Source organism: Streptomyces violaceoruber, from assembly GCF_033406955.1.
In the GTDB taxonomy this organism is placed as follows: Bacteria; Actinomycetota; Actinomycetes; order Streptomycetales; family Streptomycetaceae; genus Streptomyces; species Streptomyces violaceoruber.
Map to the genome: position 1 here is coordinate 1996235 of NZ_CP137734.1, position 17172 is coordinate 2013406.

Here is a 17172-nt window from a genome sequence, read left to right on the forward strand (position 1 = left end):
ACCCGGCAGGACATCGAGAAGGACGACGAGAAGGACGAGGTCTCGGCGATGGACACGACGTGGGCGGCCGTGGCAGGTGCCGTCACCTTCCTCTGGCTCGGCATGGTGCTGGCGATCTCCTTCCTGGAGGCGCCGCTGAAGTTCCGGGCCCCAGGGGTGACGATCCCGATCGGGCTAGGCATCGGCCGCATGGTCTTCCGCGCCCTGAACCTCGCCGAGGCCGTGCTCGCCGCCGCCGTGGTCGTCGCGGTCGCCACCGGCGGCCCGTCCGCGGCGGTCGTGACGCTCACCGCCGTCGCGGTGGCGGTGCTGGCCGTGCAGCTTGCTGTCGTACGCCCCCGCCTGAACCGCCGCTCCGACGCGGTGCTCGCGGGCGAGGACCCGGCCGAGAACCGCTCCGGCGCGCACCTCCACTACGTCGCCCTGGAGATCGTGAAGGTCCTCGCCCTGCTCGCCCTGGGCTGCACCGTCCTGGCGGTGTGAAGGGGCCCTGCCGCCCCCGGCGAGGGACGGCAGGGCCGGCGGCGCGTCACGCCGCTCCGGTTCGCGTCACTCCAGTCCGTCGTCCAGCGCGGTCATGAGCCGGCCGTCGGCCGTGTCGCCGGACATCTCCCAGACGAAGCCGCCCAGCAGGCCCTTGGACTTGACCCAGTCGGTCTTCTTCCCGATCGACCAGGTGTCGTCGAAGGACCACCACTGGCCGCCCGGACCGGTGTAGCCGAAGGTGGACACCGACTCCTCGTCGTGGTGGACGGTCATGGACGGGTAGCTGCCGATCAGGTTGCTGTAGCCGCGGACCCCGGCCTCCGCGGGGAACTGGCCGGGTGCCGCGCCGCCCGCGTCCTGCCACTCACCGGCGGCGCCGCCCTCGCCGACGCCCTGCCAGCCGCGCCCGTAGAACGGGAACCCGACCGTCAGTTTCCGCGGGTTGACCCCGGCGTCGAGATAGGTCTGGATCGCGTTCTCGACGCTGAAGTGGAAGGGGTAGGGGTCCTCCGCGTCGGTGTGGAGGTTGGAGGCGTGCCCGGTGCGGTCGGGCTCCCAGGAGTTGTCGCTGCCCGAGCCGTGGAAGTCGTACCCCTGCACGTTGGCGTAGTCGAGGGAGTCGAAGATCCTGGTCAGGTCCCAGCCTGCCTCGATCTTCGCCGGGTCGGCCGGGGTGAACGCGGTGAGCAGCCTGTGCTCGCCGCCCAGCGCGTCGAGCCGGGTGCGGAACTCGGCGAGCAGGGCGGTCAGGTTGTCCTTGTCCCGGGCGCCGTAGTGGTTGCCCGGGTGGCCCTCGGAGCCCGGCCACTCCCAGTCGATGTCGATGCCGTCGAAGATGCCGGCCGCGGTGCCGGGACCGCCCGCGCCGTTGTAGACGGGCAGGTTGCCCTTGATCCACACGTCGATGCAGGACTCGACGAACTTCTTCCGGGACTCCGGCGTCGCGGCGGCGTCCGAGAAGAACTTCGAGTACGTCCAGCCGCCGAGCGACACGACGACCTTGAGGTGCGGGTACTTGGCCTTGAGCTTCTTCAGCTGGTTGAGGTTGCCGCGCAGCTTGCCCCAGCCGTCGTCGGCGACCCCGTCGACGGACTGGGCGGCGGACATGGGCCGCGCGTAGTCGGCGTCCGCGTCACCGGCGCCGGTGCCCTCGTCCGGGTCCTGCGGGTTGCCGGAGGTGCCCTTGGTGACGCCGGCCTGGCAGGTGAGGCTGGTCGGGTCGAGGTTCTCGAAGGCGTAGTTGACGACGTCCAGCTGCTTCGCCGCGCCGGAGGCGTCGAGGTTCTTCACGAAGTACTGGCGGCCGTAGATGCCCCACTGCACGAAGTACCCGACCTTGAGCTGCTTGCCCTCGCCGGCCACGTCGTCGGTGGTCGCGCGCACGGCCGCGGAGGGTGCCGAGGAGTTGTCGGCGGTGTCCCGGGCCCTGACGGTGAAGGTGTAGGCGGTGGCCGGGGAGAGTCCGTCCACCGTGGCGGTGGTGGTGTCCGCCCCGACGGTCTTCGCCAGGGTGTCGCCGCGGTAGACGTCGTAGCCGGCCACGGCCACGTTGTCGGTGGACCTGTCCCAGGCCAGGCCGACGGTGGTGGCCGTCCTGCCGGTGGCGCGCGGGTTGCCCGGCGCGGTCGGCGGCGTCGGGTCGGTCGCCGGGTCCACCGTCTCGACGGTGAGCGGTTCACTGGCCGGTCCGACGTTGCCGCGCTTGTCGGTGGCCCGGACGGTGAAGGTGTAACTCGTCGCCGGGGTCAGGCCGGTGACGGTGGCGGAGGTGCCGCTCGTGGTGGCGACGGTCTCCGTGCCCTTGAGGACCTCGTAGGAGGTGACGGGGTGGTCACCGGGCCGGGCCGCGGCCCAGGTCAGCGCGACCGTGTGCGCGGTGACCGCGGTCGCCTCCGGCGCGCCGGGGGCGGCCGGCGGCACGTCCGGGGTGCCGTCGCACTTGTCGCCGTTGACGGTGCAGCCGGTCGGGGTGCCGACCGGGCCGGTCGCCGAGAACTGGTAGCTGTACGGCTCGGTGGTGCCGCCTGCCGGGACCCTGCCGTTGTAGTAGGCGTTCTCGACGGTGACATGCCTGCCGGAGACCGTGGCTTCGCCGTAGAGGTGCCCGCTCACGGACACGCCCGGCGGCAGGTCGAACTCCAGGGTCCAGCCGTCGGAGGCGGCCGTGCCGTCGTTGCGGACGACGTACTTGCCCGTCCACCCGGACCCGTTGCTCTGGGAGGTGAAGGTCGCCGTCAGCGTTCCGGCCGCCCGGGCGGGCGCCGCGAGCGCGGTGAGCGCCGCGAGCGGCAGCAGCAACGCGGTCACCAGTGCGGCGATCCGCGCTCCGATCCTGTTCGGTGGTCTGCGCCTGTGGAACATGGCTCTCCCTGTGGTGGTGGGGTGGTACAGGGGTGAGGTGAACCGTGCGCGCGTGAGGGAGTCGAGCGCCCACAACGTAGAAGGTCTGGACCAATGCGTCAACCGTGCGCTCGGGGCTTGCCCGCGCACTGGTCCCGGTAGCCGAAGCTGTCCGAGATCCACTTCTTCCAGTCGGACTCGGACATGTTGTAGGTGATCCGCTCGCACAGGTCACCCGGCGGATCCCGGAACACGTGCCAGACCCGGGCCGCCTTGTCGGCCCCCAGGGAGATGAGGCGACTGCCGTCCCGGCTGAAGGCGACGGCCTCGACGGGGCCGGTGTGGGCGGGGATGCGGGCGGAGATCTCCCTGGCTCCGTGCGGATGGACGACGACGGAGCCGTCTTCGCCCGCCGAGGCGAACCAGCGGCCGTCGGGACCGTAGGCGACCGAACGCACCGCGCCCCGGTGCACCCCGACTCCGACCAAGGCTTCGGCACCGTGCTCCAGCCGCCAGAGCGTGCCGTCCAGGGTTCCGAGGACCAGAGTGCGCCCGTCCGGGCTGATCACCAGGGCGCTGACCCGGTCCTCGGCCTCGAAGGTCCGCACCCTTCCGGCCTCGGCGTCGGCGACACCTCCCGTGTCGTCGCAGGCGTACGCGACCTGCATCCCGTCCTGGCTGACGGCGAGATGCCGCGCCGCGCACGTGATGTCGATCGAGGCGCCGGGCGTACCGGTGGCCTCGTCGTCGAGGTCTTCGAAGAGGAGCTTTCCCGCGTACGAGCCGACCACGATCTGCCGGCCGTGGGGCATGAAGGCCGCGCCGGCGACCGGACCGACGGAGGAGTCGAGGGTGACCGTGCGCGCCTCGGCCCCCTCCTCCCACAGCCGCAGAGCGTCGGGGCTCACGATCAGCAGGGAGGTGCCGTCGGGCGAGTAGGACAGGCTCAGGACACCCTGCGGGAGGTCCAGTGCCGCCACTTGGACGCCGGTCTCCTGGTTGAAGACGCGCACCCCTTCTCTGCCGCCGACCGCCACCTTCGCCCCGCGGGGGGCGACGGCGAGGGCGTCCGGGGCGCTCGCGTCGTCGGGCCCGGTTCGCAGGAGGGCGTTCCCCGCGTCCCAGCGGCGCAGTGTCGCGTCCTCCCCGAGCGAGACCAGCTCACTTCCGCCGCGCGAGAAGGCGATGAAGTCGACGGGACCCGCGTGGCCGGTGAGCGGAAAGCCGATCGGGGACCCGGTCTCCGCGTTCCACTGGCGGATCGTCCGGTCGGCCCCCGCCGTGGCGATGCGGGAGCCGCCGGCGGCGAAGGCGATGGCCCGGATCGCGCCCTGGTGACCGGACATGGCCCGGCCCTCCGCCGCACCGGAGTCCGGGTCCCAAAGGCGCAGTCCGCCGTCTTCGGTACCGACGGCGAGGGCGTCTGTGTCCGGCGTGAAGGCGATGCCGCTGATCACGTCGTGCGGGTACGGAATGACGACCTCACCGGCACCCTCCGCGCCGACGCCTCGGACATGGACCTCGGAGCCCCCGTCGTTGAGCGCGTCGAAGGCGAGCTTTCGGCCGTCGGGACTGAAGACGACCCGGTCGCCCGTCACGCCCAGGGGCTCTCCGATGCGCCTTCCGCTGCCGGCGTCCCAGATCCGCAGGCCTCCCCCGGCCACGGCGACGGTCGTCCCGTCGGGGCTGAGCGCCAGGGAAGTGGTGGTGCGGCGGTCCGTGGCGAATTCGTTGATCTTCTTCCCGGACGCCACGTCCCAGAGCACGACGGCCGCTTCGTAGGCCGCGGCAAGACGTTTCCCGTCGCGCGAGAACGCGAGGGCGAGCGCCTTGGAGTCCGTGGTTTCCGCTGCTTCCAGGGCGGGCCCGGAAGGACGGCCGGTGCCGGGACTCCAGAGCGTCGGCTGCTCCTTCCCCCCGAAGGCGACCCGCCCGCCGTCGACCGTCATGGCGGCACGGCTGTCGGGACCGCTGTCGACTTCGGTGACCCGCAGCAGGTTGGGGCGGGAGTAGGCGGCGTCGAGCGCGGCGTCGTAGGCGGCCCCCTCCACCGACGGTCTCCCGGCGAGGGACCGTGCCGCCATCAGCCGTCGATAGGCACTGACGTCGTAGCCCGTCTCGGCATCGGCCAACTCGACCTGCGCCCGATGGATCGCGCTCATCACCGTGGCGTCACGGGCGTTCGCGTTCGCCCGGTCCCTTTCGGCCGTCGCGAACCAGTACTGGATCCCGAAGGAAACGGCCAGGGTGAGGATCAGTGCCGTGGCCAGCGCACCCACGAGCAGCAGTGCCCGGTGCTCCTTGACCTCGGCGTTGTCCAGTGCGCGTTTCGAGGATCCGTGGATCGGAGCCGCCAGTGTCGCCACCGCGTCGCGGAATCCCGCGTGCCACAGGGAGAGTCGGTCCGCGTCACGGGACCAGGTGAGGTCCTGCCACAGCGGTTCCGCCTCGAAGTACCCCGACAGACTTCGCGGCAGGGCATCGGTCACCGACCAGTCGAAGTCCCCCGCCTCGTCGTCCCACCTGATGGTCCCGTCGGTGAGCGCGACGAGGAAGGTGTCGCTCGTCCTGTTGCGCTGCCAGAACTCGATCTCCTTGGCCACCCACTTCGACTCCGCGGCGGCCGGTGAGGCGAGCAGCACGAAGAATCGCGCGTCGGCGAGCGCCCGCTCGATCGAGGCGCCGAGGGCGTGGGAGGCGGACAGGTCCGTCTGGTCCCGGAAGACGTTCAGTGCCCGGGTGCGGTACCACTTCTTGGCGAGGCGGGTGAGTCCGCGCTGGATCGACGGGGCGAGCCGGGAGTCGGCTGCCCGGCTGTACGACACGAAGGCGTCGATCCGCCTGCCGTCGCCGCCGCCCATCCCTACGGGCGGGCCGTCCGCCCGGCGTCGCGCCGCAGGTCGTCGGCCTCGTCGCGGGGCCCGGGCACCTGCCCGATCAGCGCGTCGGCCTCGCGGACGCCGGCCAGGCGCGCGAAGCCGGCCGCGTAGCCGTGGATGTGCTGCTGCACACGCTGGAGTTCGGCCCGGCAGGCCGCGTTGTCCGGCCAGGTGGATTCCGAGTCGTCCGGATGGGCCATCTCGAACTCGCGCAGCCGCGGGTGCCACTTGGACAGGAACGGCCTCAACTCACGGTTGAGCATGGTGATCGCCAGGTACTCCACCGTCTGGCCACTGGGGACGACGGGAGAGGGACGGGTCACCTTCAGCGTCTCCCGAGTCGTGGCGAACAGCCCGTACATCGACGTGAGGGCCTCCCGGACGACACCCTCGTCGTCGGCGAGGGGCTGGGTGGACACCCGCGTCACCGTTTCGACGAACATGTGCCAGGCGACCTGACGCGAGTCGTTGTTGACCGCGAAGGTCAGTTCGCTCAGTTGCGGGATGGTGACCTTCACCTCGGTCAGGCGCGCCGCCTTCCGGTACCACTCACTGGCCAGCAGCGCCACCACGGCCGCGAGCGCCCCCGTGACGGCGAACAGGCTGCGGCTGGTCACCCGGGTGAGGCTGTAGAGGACCAGACCGGCGATCCCGCCGGTGACCGAGGCCAGCAACAGGCGGAGTACCGCCCGGCGGACGACTCTGACCTCCCAGCGCGGTCGGACACCAGGCAGCACAGACAGCTTCCTCACCCGCCCCCCCCTCGAATGTCCGGACGGGGAGAAGATATCGCCCCGGAGCGGTCGGGCGAAGTCGAACACGGGATTCCGGCCTGATCACAGCGGACTCGACGTGCTGCGCCAACGCCGCCTCGCGTCCGAGCACTTGACGCGGACCGGGCCCCCGGCTCTGCCGGGCCGCCGCCACCTTGCTCCGTACGGCGAGTTCGGCTGGTTCGGCTGGTTCGGCGAGATCGGCGAGATCGGCGCGTTCAGCCCGTCACCCACACACCCGCCCGCGCGGCGGTGCTCGCCGCGCGGGCCGCACGGTCGGCGTCGGCCTCGGTGAGGGACCGGCCGGTGTTGAGCAGCGCGTAGTAGAGCGGAGCGGAGACGGCCGCAACGACTCCGTGCGGGTCGGTGCCGTCCGGGACCTCGCCCCGCGCGACGGCGTCCCGCACACAGCCGGCCCATTCGTCGACGCGTACGGCGTAGAAGCGGTGCAGGGCCTCGGCCGCCTGCTCGTTGCAGAGGGAGGCCGCGATCAGCGCCCTGAAGAGCCGCCCTTGGCGGGGGTCGTCGAGCGTCCTGACGACGAGGCGCGCGTTCGCCCGGAGGTCCTCCTCCAGGGCGCCCGTGTCGGCACGGGGCAGCGACTGCTCCGCCATGTCGGCCAGAAGGTCGGCGGCGAGCCCGCCCGGGGTCCCCCAGCGGCGGTAGACCGTCGTCTTGCCGACGCCCGCACGGCGGGCGATCTCCCCGAGGTCGAGCGCGTCGAAGCCGTCGGCGGCGAGCGCGTCGCCCGCCGCCAGGAGGACGGCCTCGCGGATACGTGCGGTGCGGCCTCCGGGGCGGAGGGTCCCTGGGGCGGCTGGGTCAGGCATCACGACTCCCTCGTCTCTCTCACGGCGCACTCACGACGCCAGACCCCCACCTTATCGGAACCACAGTTCCTTTACCGTTTCCCTCCGTGCTACCTTCCAAGCCGTAATGGGACCTCAGACCCATTAACGTCTTTCGAAGGGAACGCCATGTCCACCACCGCCACGGCCACGGCCGGGGTCACCGCCCGGGCAGGGGCCGATCCGCAGCGGCTCACCGGCCGGTCGAAACTGGTCCTCGCGGTCCTGCTGGTCGCCCAGTTCATGCTGGCCGTCGACTTCTCGATCCTGAACGTCGCGCTGCCCGCGATCGGCGACGGACTCGGTTTCGCCCTCTCCGACCTCCAGTGGATCGCCACCTCGTTCGCCCTGTCGGCCGCGGGCTTCACCCTCTTCCTCGGCCGTGTCGGCGACCTGGTCGGACGCAAGAGGATCTTCATAGGCGGCATCGGCCTCCTGGGCCTCGCCTCTCTGCTCGGGGGCCTCACCACCAGCCCCGAGGTGCTGCTCGCCGCCCGGGTCGCCCAGGGCCTGGCCACCGCCGCCGCCACCCCGGCGGGTCTGTCCCTGCTGACGACGTCGTTCGCCGAGGGCCCCCTGCGGCAGAAGGCGCTCGGCATCAACGGCGCGCTGATGTCGGCCGGGTTCACCACCGGAGCGATCCTCGGCGGTGTCCTGACCGACCTGCTCTCCTGGCGCTGGACCTTCTTCGTCAACGTGCCCGTGGCGCTCGCGGTCGTACTCGTCGCCCCGGCCGTCATCAAGGAGTCCAGGCCCGCCGCCCGGGCCGGCCTCGACCTGCCCGGCGCGCTGACCGTCACCCTCGGCCTGCTCGGTCTCGTCTACGGCATGACCCAGGCCGGCGCGTACGGCTGGACCCACCCGCACGCGCTGGCCGGGCTGGCCGGGGGCGCCCTCCTGCTCGCCGCGTTCGTCCTGATCGAGCGCACGGTGGCGGCGCCGCTGGTACCGCTCGGGACGCTGCGGCGCCGCAACGTGGCCTGGGGCAACGTGCTGGGCCTGCTCGCCTTCGCCACCGAGACCTCGCTGGTCTACCTGCTCACCCTGTACCTCCAGAAGACCCTGGGCTTCTCCGCCCTCGCGGCCGGTGTCTCCTTCGGCGTCCTCGGCGCGGGCACCGTCGTCGGCGGTCTCGTCGCCCCCAGGCTGCTCGCCAGGACGTCCACGCCGGCCGTGCTCGTCGGCGGTGGCATCGTCCAGGCGGTCTCCACCGCGGCCCTGCTCTTCCTCGGTACGACGACCGGGGCGTCCCTCGCCCTGCTGCTGCCCGCCACCTTCCTCGGCGGCGTCGGCAACATGCTGGTCATCGTCGGTTTCATGGTCACGGCCACCAGCGGACTGCCGGACGCCGAACAGGGCCTGGCCACCGGGCTGGCCTCGATGTCCCAGCAGGTCGGCATCACCATGGGCACGCCGGTCATGTCCGCCGTCGTCACCGCCGGCACCGCGGGCGCGGCCACCGCATCCGCCGTCCACCGGGGCGTCACGACGGCCATCGCCGTCAACGCGGCCCTGGTCCTCCTCGGCGTAGCCGCCGCCGCGCTCTTCCTGCGCGGCCGCACCGCCCGGCCGTCCGGGTGACGCCTCGCGGGGCGCGCCGGCCGGCTTGCGGCGGGAGTCGTCGGGCGGGGAGGTCACGGGCGAAGCGTCAGGGCCTGTCCGGCCGCCCCCGCCGGACAGGCCCTGGTGCCGAGGAGGGCTCAGCGCTTGAGCGTGAAGGTGAAGTCGCCGCACAGCCTGTCGCTCAGCCGGACGGCCGAAACGAGTCTTCCCTCGGCGATCAGCCTCTCGGTCTCGGCCCGCGCAAGACCGCACCCTTCAGCGATCAGTCGCACCGGCCGGACCGGAATCCGCGCCGCGAAGCGGACCGATACGTCGCTCACCTCGCGGTCCGGGTGATCCGGTCCGCCGGTGTCGAGGCGCCAGGCGTCGGCCCAGTCGAGGGCGATGCGATTGCGGCGCTGCACGACCGGATCCTGCAGCAACTCGGCCGCCAGGCCGGGATCGTTCGCGTGCAGGCGGTCCAGCAGCCCGGGCCGTACGGAGCGCACGTTCATCCGCTCCAGGACCGTGAGCTTCGCCGTGTCCCCGCAAGCGGTGCAGAGCACGAGGAGCCAGGCGTCGAGGAGCTTGTGGTTCGCGTTGACGCGGAACCTGCCGCTCGCCCGGAAGTGTCTGGACGCACACGTGTGGCAACGGCGGAGGACAAGGGGCAGGCAGGTGGGCACAACGACCCAGTGGTTGAGCACAGAGGTACACCGGTTCCAGTGAGAAGACCGCAGCGGAAAGGAGCGCGTGGCACATGTGCGACGCGCGACAGATCAGCACTCGGGAGGTCTCACAGGGTGTACAACGGCACGTCCTTGCCTGGGCGACTTGTTCCGGCGGCACGGTAGTGACACACGGCGGCGCTGTTCCAGCGGTTTTCGACGGCATCACCGCGGGCCGGGTCCGTCGGCGCGGCCCCGGCCACCCTGGTGGGGTGACCGGGGCCCTTCCGCTCGGGCAACGGCGCTGGTGGAACCGAGCGGAGTCAGCGGACGCCGAAGGACGGCAGCGTCAGGGCCGAGTGGGCCGGCCGGGGTTCGGGGGCGGGCATGGCGCTGAGGGCGCGCAGTCGGGCGTTGCGCTGTTCCAGGGCCTGGGCGGTGGTCGGGAAGAGGGTGGCGCCGCCCTCGCCGACCAGGTCCTGGTTCAGGGTCACGAAGTCACGGGTGGCGTGCTCGTAGGCGGCGAAGCCCTCGGCGTGGTCCCGGCCGGCGAGGGACCCGGCGAGCATGTAGGCGCCGACGAGGGCGAGGCTGGTGCCCTGGCCGGTGAGGAACGAGGGGGCGTACGCGGCGTCGCCCAGCAGCGCGACCCTGCCCTCGGTCCAGCGCGGCATCCGGATCTGGCCGACGGCGTCGAAGAACACGTCGTCCGCGTCGTGGAGGGCGCCCAGGATGCCGGGGACCTCCCAGCCGGCGTCGGCGAAGACGTCGGCGAGCAGGGCCCGTTGGGCCTTCGGGTCGCCGAAGGCGTCGTAGGGCGGCTCGGGCTGGGCGAAGTTGAGGAAGGCGTGCACTTCCTCGTCGTCGCCCACGGCGTAGACGGCCGCGGCCCTGCCCGGGGTGTTCCACATGACCGTCTCGTGGGAGAGGCCGAGGGTGTTGGGCATGGTGAACACGGCGAAGCAGTAGCCGAGATGGCGGTGGAACCGCTCCTCGGGGCCGAACAGCGTCTCGCGGGTGCGCGAGTGCATGCCGTCCGCGCCGAAGACCATGTCGAACCGGCGGCTGCCGCCGCCGTGGAAGGTGACGTCGACTCCGGGGCCGGACTGGTCCAGGGTGTCGATGGAGTCGTTGAAGAGGAACTCCACGTCGTCCCGGACCGCCATGTACAGCGCGTCGGTCAGGTCCCCGCGCCGTATCTCCAGGTCCCGTCCGGTCACCCCGCCGGTGACGGCGTGCGGGTGGAGCGAGGTCACCTCGTCGCCGCCCGCGTCGAGGAAGGTGATCCGGCGCAGGTCGATGTGCGCGTCGCGCAGTTGCGGCAGGATTCCCATCCGCTCCACGACGTCGAGTGCGGTGCCGCGTACGTCGATGGGGTAGCCGCCGCTGCGGAGGGTCCCGGCCTTCTCCACCACGGTGACCTCGTATCCGTGGCGGTTGAGCCAGAAGGCCAGGGCGGGACCGGCGATGCTGGCCCCGGAGATCAGGACGCTGCGCCTCGGTGCGGTGCGGGTCATGCTTTGACTCCTTTGCTCATGGTGCGGGTGACGAACAGGGCCGACAGCACGACGATGCCGGCGATGACGAAGCCGGTGACGTAGGCCGATTCGGCCGCGACCTCCGACCCGGAGGGTGTTCCGGCGGTGAGGAGAGCGCCGCCGAGCTGGCCGCCGACCGCGGAGCCGAGCACGCGGCTCACCAGGATCAGGCTGGTGGCGATGCCGGTGTCGTTCGGGTCGACGGCGGTGGCGGTGCTGGTCATCATCGCCGTGACGCACAGGCCGTTGGCCAGCGCGATCAGTACCTTGCCGACGACGAGGTGCCAGATCTCGGTGTGCACGGCCGCCACGGCGAGCAGGCCGACGGCCATCATGACCACGCCGGTGTTGACGACGGCGCGCGAGCCGAAGCGCCGGTCCCCGAGCCCGCCGAGCGGCCCGGCCAGCGTCGCGGCGACGGCGCCGGGCAGCAGGTACAAGCCGATCTCGGTGGCGCTGGCCCGGAATCCGTAGCCGTCGCCGCGCTCGTCGAGCAGTTGCGGGACGAGGTAGACCGCCATCGTGGTGCCGAGGCAGATCACGAAGGTCAGCGCGCACGCCTTCCAGATCGCGGGCCGTGCCAGCATGTTCAGGTCGATCATCGGCGCGGCCGCTCGCCGTTCGACCCGCACCCATCCGGTGACGAAGACGGCCAGCAGTACGACGAGGGCGACGAGCACGAGGGGCGCCGAGCCGGCTTCGGGTGCCAGCGCGAGGACGAGCATGAGGGTGGTCAGCATGCCGCTCAGGAGCAGCAGGCCGGGCCAGTCGATCCCCACGTCGTCCGGCCGGCCCGGCGGATCGGCCGGCATCAGCCGGTTCACGAGCAGGGTGGACCCGACGACCGCGATCGTCGGCAGCGCGAACATCCAGTGCCGGGAGAGCTGTTCCGCCACCGGTCCGGCCGACAGCATGCCGACCATCGAACCGCCGACGAAGAGTCCGCTGACCACGCCGATGGCCACCTTGGACTCGCCGGCGGGGAGGTGTTTGCGGACCACGATGAACGCCAGGGGCAGCGCGCCGATCATCGCGCCCTGCAACACCTGTCCGACCAGCAGCACGGGCAGGTTCGGCGCCAGGGCGGACACCGTGCCGCCGAGCGAGACCACCGCCATCAGGCGGATCAGGACCTTCTTGCCGCCGTAGCGGTCGCCGAACTTGCCCGCCAGCGGGGTGATGAGCGCGCCGGTGATGAGGAGGACGATGCTGAGCAGTGCTCCCTCGGACTGGCTCATGTCCAGTTCGCGTTCCAGGAGCGGGATCGTCGGTGACACCACCGACTCCAGGGCACCGGTGGACAGTGCCAGTATGCCGAGGGCGCCGACGGCGGCCTTCCCGATGGGGACCGGGGGTGCCAGGGTTGTGGTCATGAGCGTCCTTTCCGTCATGGTCGCGGGAGGACCGTTGATGGAGCGGTGGAGGAAGCCGTTGATGGAGCGGTGGAGGAAGCCGTTGATGGAGCGGTGGAGGAAGCCATTGCGGGAGCGGTGGAGGAAGCCGTTGCGGGAGCGGTCGGAGGTGCGGTGGAGGGGGCTCCGGTCGTGGCCGGCGCCGCCCGGCTGCCGAGGGCCGTCACGGCCAGGACGACGCAGGCCGCCGCCGCCACCGCGAGGCCCTCGTGCACCTGGCACAGCAGCGCGCCGGCCGCCGCTCCGGCGACGATGAGGGCGACGGCGGCGGTCCGGCGCAGGGCGCCCCGGCCGCGGGCCGCGCCCAGTCGGGAGTCGGCCGCGAGGCCGGTCAGCGTGGAGGTCACGACGACCGTGGTGACGTCCCTGACGGCCAGGTGACGGGCGGTGGCCGCCTGCGCGCCCATGGCCAGGGCGAGTGACGACGCCATGCCCGCGCGGGCGCCGGAGGTGTCGGCGCCGACGAGGGCCGGGCCGAGCGCCGTCGCGGTCAGGACCAGTCCGACGCCGCCCAGCAGCGCCCCGCACCGGCTGCTCCAGCCCGGGGCGGCGGTGCGCAGGACCCGCCCGGCCGTCGCCGCGCCGGCGAGGAAGGACGCGAGCGCCACGACCGGCCCGAGCACCGGCAACCCCGTGCCGCCGCCGGTGGCCGCCATGCCGAGGATGACCACGTTGCCCGTCATGTTGCCGGCGAACACCTGGTCGAGGCGCAGGTAGCCGACGGCGTCGACGACGCCGGTCGCGAAGGTGAGGGCGAGCATCAGACCGGGTTGCGTCACCCGCCGCCGCACGTTCACCGTCCGGCCGCGTAGCCCTGGGCACCGCGCGGGTTCGCGGCCGCCCGGAGGACGCCGCTGTCCGGATCACGGGTGACGACGGACAGACGGCCCTGGCTCCAGGGTCCGGAGACGGTCACCGCGTGGCCGCGTGCGCGCAGTTCCTCGACGACCGCCCCGCCCGCGCGCTCCTCGATCACCAGTCCCCCGGGCGTCCAGGTCCGCGGCCAGAACGAACTCGGTACGGCGGTGGTGTGGAACGCGGGTGCGTCGATCGCCTCCTGCGGGTCCATGCCCAGCGCCAGCGTGCGTACCAGGTAGATCAGTTGCCACTGGTCCTGCTGGTCGCCACCGGGTGTGCCGAGGGCGGCCACGGGGTTGCCGTCGCGGAGCAGCAGGGTCGGCGTCAGGGTCGTACGCGGCCGTCGGCCCGGTGCCAGGCGGGAGGGGGCGGCCGGGTCCAGCCAGGTCATCTGGAGCCGGGTGCCGAGCGCGAAGCCCAGTTCCGGCACGGCGGGCGAGGACTGGAGCCACCCTCCCGACGGTGTGGCGGAGACGATGTTCCCCCAGCGGTCGACGACGTCGAGGTGGCAGGTGTCGCCGCGGGTCTCCCCGGTCTGCTGCACGGTGGGTTCGCCCACGCCGTCGGCCTGCTGGGCGGACCCCCGGGTGACGAGCGGCGGGGTGTACGGCGTGACGCCGATGTGGCCGGGCCGGAAGGCGGTGGAGGCGAGGGGCCGGATCAGACGCGCGCGCTCCTTGCCGTACCGGGGGGAGAGCAGCCGGCGCAGCAGGGCGTCCGCCGCCGCCGGGTCGAGGTGTCCGTAGTACGCCTCCCGGTCGGCCAGGGCGAGTTTCAGGGCCTCGGTGAGGGTGTGGACGCCCTCGGCGGTCGACGGGTCGAGCCGCGCGTCGTCGAAGTGGTCCAGGATGGTGAGGGCCTGCAACAGCACGGGTCCCTGGGACCACGGGCCCGCCTTGGCCACCGTGGTCCCCCGGAAGCGTGCGGTGACCGCGGGTTCCAGGGACGGGTGGAAGTCGGTGAAGTCGGCGGCGGTGATGACTCCGGCGTGGTCGCCGCCCGAGGAGTGCCGGTGCGGCACGGCCGCGAACTCGGCGACGGCCTGCGCCACGAACCCGGTGCGCCAGGCACGCCGCGCGGCCTCGATCCGGGCGGTCCGCGTCCCGCCGGAGGGCGCCGTGCCCAGCCGGCGCAGGGTACGGGCGTAGGCGGGGTTGACGAGAGTGGCGTACGGCGCGGGGACGCGGCCCTCGGGCATCCACAGCGCGTACGACGTCGGCCAGTGCGTGCGGAAGAGTTCCTCGACCGTGGCCAGGACGCGCGCCAACTGCGGTACGACCGGTACCCCGCGCTCCGCGTAGGCGATGGCGTAGGCCAGGACGTCGGCGAGTTCCCAGGTGCCGAACTCGGCGAGCAGCCAGAGCCAGGAGTCGACGGCGCCCGGGACGGCGGCGGCGAGCGCTCCGGCGCCCGGGACGTGGTCGAGTCCCTCGGCCCGGAAGTGCTCGATCGTGGCTCCGCGCGGGGCGGGTCCCTGGCCCGCCAGCACCCGCGGCGACGGGTCCGCGGCGGTCGCGAGCACGGCGACGAGGTCACCGCCGGGGCCGTTGAGGTGGGGTTCGGCGACGTGCAGCACGAAGGCACCGGCCACGGCGGCGTCGAAGGCGTTGCCGCCCCGCTCCAGTACGGACTGGGCGGTCGCGGTCGCCAGCCAGTGCGTCGACGCGCACATGCCGAAGGAGCCGCGGAGGGTGGGGCGGGTGGTGTGCGCAGGGGCGTCGGGCGGTGACGGTGGTCGACCGGCCATGTCAGTCACATTCCGTTCGGGTGGTGGGCGGCGTGGCGGGCCGCGTGGTGGGCGGCGTGGTGGGTGGCCAGGACGTCGCCGCCGAAGTCGGTTTCCGGGTCCCGCCACACGGCGTGGGCGTGGTTGGCGCCGCGGTGGACGTTGGTCCACTCGATGAGCAGCCGGGGGCCCTGGAGCCGGTAGTAGTGCGGCTCGCCCGGCGCGGTCGGACCGGCCCAGGCGAGGTGTACGGCGTCCAGTGCCGCGGGGTCGTCGTAGCGGGGCAGGGGGGACACCCCGTCCGGGACGCGGCCGAGGTAGGCACCGAGCAGTGCGCGCAGCAACTCCCTCTGGAGGGAGTCGAGTTCGGCGCCGGATACGCCCTTGGGCGCCGGGGTGAGGGCCAGCGCCCGCCGTTCGTCACCGTCGAGTCCGGTGGACGGCTGCTCGGCGCGGTCCGGGATGTGGGTGCCGGGACGCCAGAGTTCGCCGCGCCTGATCACGCGGTCGCCGACGCGGGCGCTGTTGCCCGCCACGATGTCGTTCGGGGCGCGGGGCAGCAGTGTCGCGCGGGCGGCGGCCTCGGGGCGCAGGGAGCGGACCAGTTCGCGCGCCAGGTCCTCGGCCGTCCCCAGCGGGCGCAGCGCCGAGCCGCCCAGGAGGGGCGAGGCGGCGGGGTCGGCGCCCAGGAAGCAGGGGGTGGTGGCGACGACGCGCCCGTCCACGACGAGGTTGTTGAGCGAGACGTGGTGGCCGCCGAACCGCCAGCCCCACGGCCGCGGCCCGCCGGGCTCGCCGAAGACGCGCAGGTAGTACATGCCGGGGTCGCGGGTCCGCTCCCGGCCCCAGTTCACCGAGAAGCCCTCGACGTGGTCGAGCACGTTCTCCAGGCCGAGCACGGTGGCGACGGTGACGTATCCCGCGTCGGACAGCCCGCTCGCGACCAGGCGCATGGCCAGGCGCTGCTGGGCCGGGCGCTGCTGGTGGAGGGTCAGGCCGCCGTGGTCCGTGGGCGTGTAGTACCAGCGGGTGCGTTCGCCCTCGGCCTCGCCCGGAGTGCCCGGGTCCGGTGCCGGTCCGGCCGCTGCCCCGCGCCGGCCGGCGTCCAGGGAGTCCAGCCACGCCCGGGCGGCCTCGGCCATCCGGTCCGCGACGTCGCGGGCGGCGTCAGCCATGACCCTCGACCCCGAGGAACTCGCGCACCCGGTGGGCGACGGTGTCCGCGAACTCCACCGCGATCCCGTGGCGTCCGCCCTCGATCGGGCACAGCTCTGCGTTCGGGATGCGCCGTTCCATCAGGAGGGCGCCCTCGTAGGGCGCCAGCCGGTCCTGCGTGCCGTGCACGATCAGGGTGGGTGCGGTGATGTCCCCGAGGCCGTCCCGTATCTCGTGCCGGCGGGCGGCGTCGTGGCGGCGGACGCTCTGCTCGGGGGTGCGGCGGGTGAGCGTCCCGGCCGGGCGGGCACGCTGCCCGGCCTGGCCCTCCGGCGTGAAGAAGAAGTCCGCGGCCGCCTGCTGCCGGTCCTCGTGGGACATCTCCAGGAGTTCGTCGATCGCCGCGCTGCCCATCGCGTAGCTCGGCGTGGTGGCGACCAGCACGAGGGACGCCACCCGTTCGGGGTGCCGGCGTGCGGCGTGCTGGGCGACGGCGCCGCCGAAGGAGGTGCCCAGCAGGTGCGTCCGTGCGAGCCCCAGCGCGTCCAGCAGGTCGACGAGGTCGTCGGCGAGGACCTCGGGCGTGTAGGGAACCGGCGGGTTCACGGTGATCCCGGAGTCGCGCTGGTCGTACGAGATCGCCCTGATCCCCGCGCCCAGTCCCGCGCGGAGGGTGGCGAACTGCGTGCGGTCGCTCTCCCCGCCGTGGACGAGCAGGAGCGGCACACCGTCGCCGCTGTCGAGGAACCCGACGTCGAGTTCGCCCGCTCGTACGGTCTCTTGCCGGTGCTTGGTCATCACTGACCTCCATTGGAGAGATATAGATCTTATTTGAGATTCTTCTATCACTTCATGGGCCGCCTGAAGGAAGGCCCCGACGCGGGTGCGGCGGTGCCTTACGACGAGATGCAGAGTGGGCGGACGGCTACCCGCCGGGCGTCATACCC

The 17172-nt window shown here is 72.6% G+C and carries 13 protein-coding genes; 2 read left to right on the top strand and 11 right to left on the bottom strand.

All coding sequences use genetic code 11. The features are described from left to right. Positions 1-48 precede the first annotated feature (48 nt). Positions 49-483, top strand: a complete 435-nt coding sequence (locus R2E43_RS08660; RefSeq protein ID WP_136208271.1) for a hypothetical protein — start codon at positions 49-51, stop codon at positions 481-483. A gap of 66 nt (positions 484-549) precedes the next feature. Here R2E43_RS08660 and R2E43_RS08665 read toward each other — a convergent pair whose 3' ends face one another. The 4 genes from R2E43_RS08665 to R2E43_RS08680 all read right to left on the bottom strand — a co-directional run bounded on the left by R2E43_RS08665 (position 550) and on the right by R2E43_RS08680 (position 7308). Continuing rightward, the gene (locus R2E43_RS08665; RefSeq protein WP_030864058.1) at positions 550-2847 is read right to left on the bottom strand and encodes a glycosyl hydrolase family 18 protein; all 2298 of its coding nucleotides are present in this window, start codon (positions 2845-2847) and stop codon (positions 550-552) included. Positions 2848-2945: 98 nt separating this feature from the next. Further along, positions 2946-5687: a TIR domain-containing protein gene (locus tag R2E43_RS08670; RefSeq protein ID WP_030864054.1), complete on the bottom strand. Its 2742-nt coding sequence runs from the start codon at positions 5685-5687 to the stop codon at positions 2946-2948. A 2-nt stretch (positions 5688-5689) separates the two neighbouring features. Beyond that, positions 5690-6457, bottom strand: coding sequence for a hypothetical protein (locus R2E43_RS08675; protein ID WP_234328611.1), 768 nt, complete (start codon positions 6455-6457; stop codon positions 5690-5692). A gap of 239 nt (positions 6458-6696) precedes the next feature. Next, complete coding sequence (locus R2E43_RS08680) at positions 6697-7308, bottom strand: TetR-like C-terminal domain-containing protein (protein WP_011030557.1); 612 nt, start codon at positions 7306-7308, stop codon at positions 6697-6699. Positions 7309-7455: 147 nt separating this feature from the next. Between R2E43_RS08680 and R2E43_RS08685 the strand changes: the two genes are divergently transcribed. Next, a complete protein-coding gene (locus R2E43_RS08685; protein WP_030864052.1) occupies positions 7456-8907 on the top strand; it encodes an MFS transporter in 1452 nt (483 codons plus the stop codon). A 119-nt stretch (positions 8908-9026) separates the two neighbouring features. On the opposite strand, the gene R2E43_RS08690 is transcribed toward R2E43_RS08685, so the two are convergent. From R2E43_RS08690 to R2E43_RS08720, 7 genes are all read right to left on the bottom strand, one after another. Further along, entirely contained in the window at positions 9027-9575 is a 549-nt protein-coding gene (locus R2E43_RS08690) for a DUF1062 domain-containing protein (RefSeq protein WP_332056076.1), read from the bottom strand. Positions 9576-9859: 284 nt separating this feature from the next. Then, positions 9860-11053: an FAD-dependent monooxygenase gene (locus tag R2E43_RS08695; protein ID WP_030864049.1), complete on the bottom strand. Its 1194-nt coding sequence runs from the start codon at positions 11051-11053 to the stop codon at positions 9860-9862. Beyond that, on the bottom strand, positions 11050-12447 hold the full coding sequence (locus R2E43_RS08700; protein ID WP_332056077.1) for an MFS transporter: 1398 nt from the start codon (positions 12445-12447) through the stop codon (positions 11050-11052). Before R2E43_RS08700 ends, R2E43_RS08695 begins: the two co-directional genes overlap by 4 nt. A 14-nt stretch (positions 12448-12461) precedes the next feature. Next, positions 12462-13265 (bottom strand): YoaK family protein, encoded by an 804-nt coding sequence (locus R2E43_RS08705; protein WP_234328609.1) that lies wholly within the window; start codon positions 13263-13265, stop codon positions 12462-12464. A 14-nt stretch (positions 13266-13279) separates the two neighbouring features. Further along, complete coding sequence (locus tag R2E43_RS08710) at positions 13280-15091, bottom strand: gamma-glutamyltransferase family protein (RefSeq protein ID WP_016327489.1); 1812 nt, start codon at positions 15089-15091, stop codon at positions 13280-13282. Positions 15092-15096: 5 nt separating this feature from the next. Further along, positions 15097-16245, bottom strand: coding sequence for a DUF3500 domain-containing protein (locus R2E43_RS08715; RefSeq protein WP_030864045.1), 1149 nt, complete (start codon positions 16243-16245; stop codon positions 15097-15099). Beyond that, a complete protein-coding gene (locus tag R2E43_RS08720) occupies positions 16238-17023 on the bottom strand; it encodes an alpha/beta fold hydrolase (RefSeq protein WP_030864043.1) in 786 nt (261 codons plus the stop codon). The genes R2E43_RS08715 and R2E43_RS08720 overlap by 8 nt, the downstream gene beginning before the upstream one ends. Positions 17024-17172: the final 149 nt, after the last annotated feature.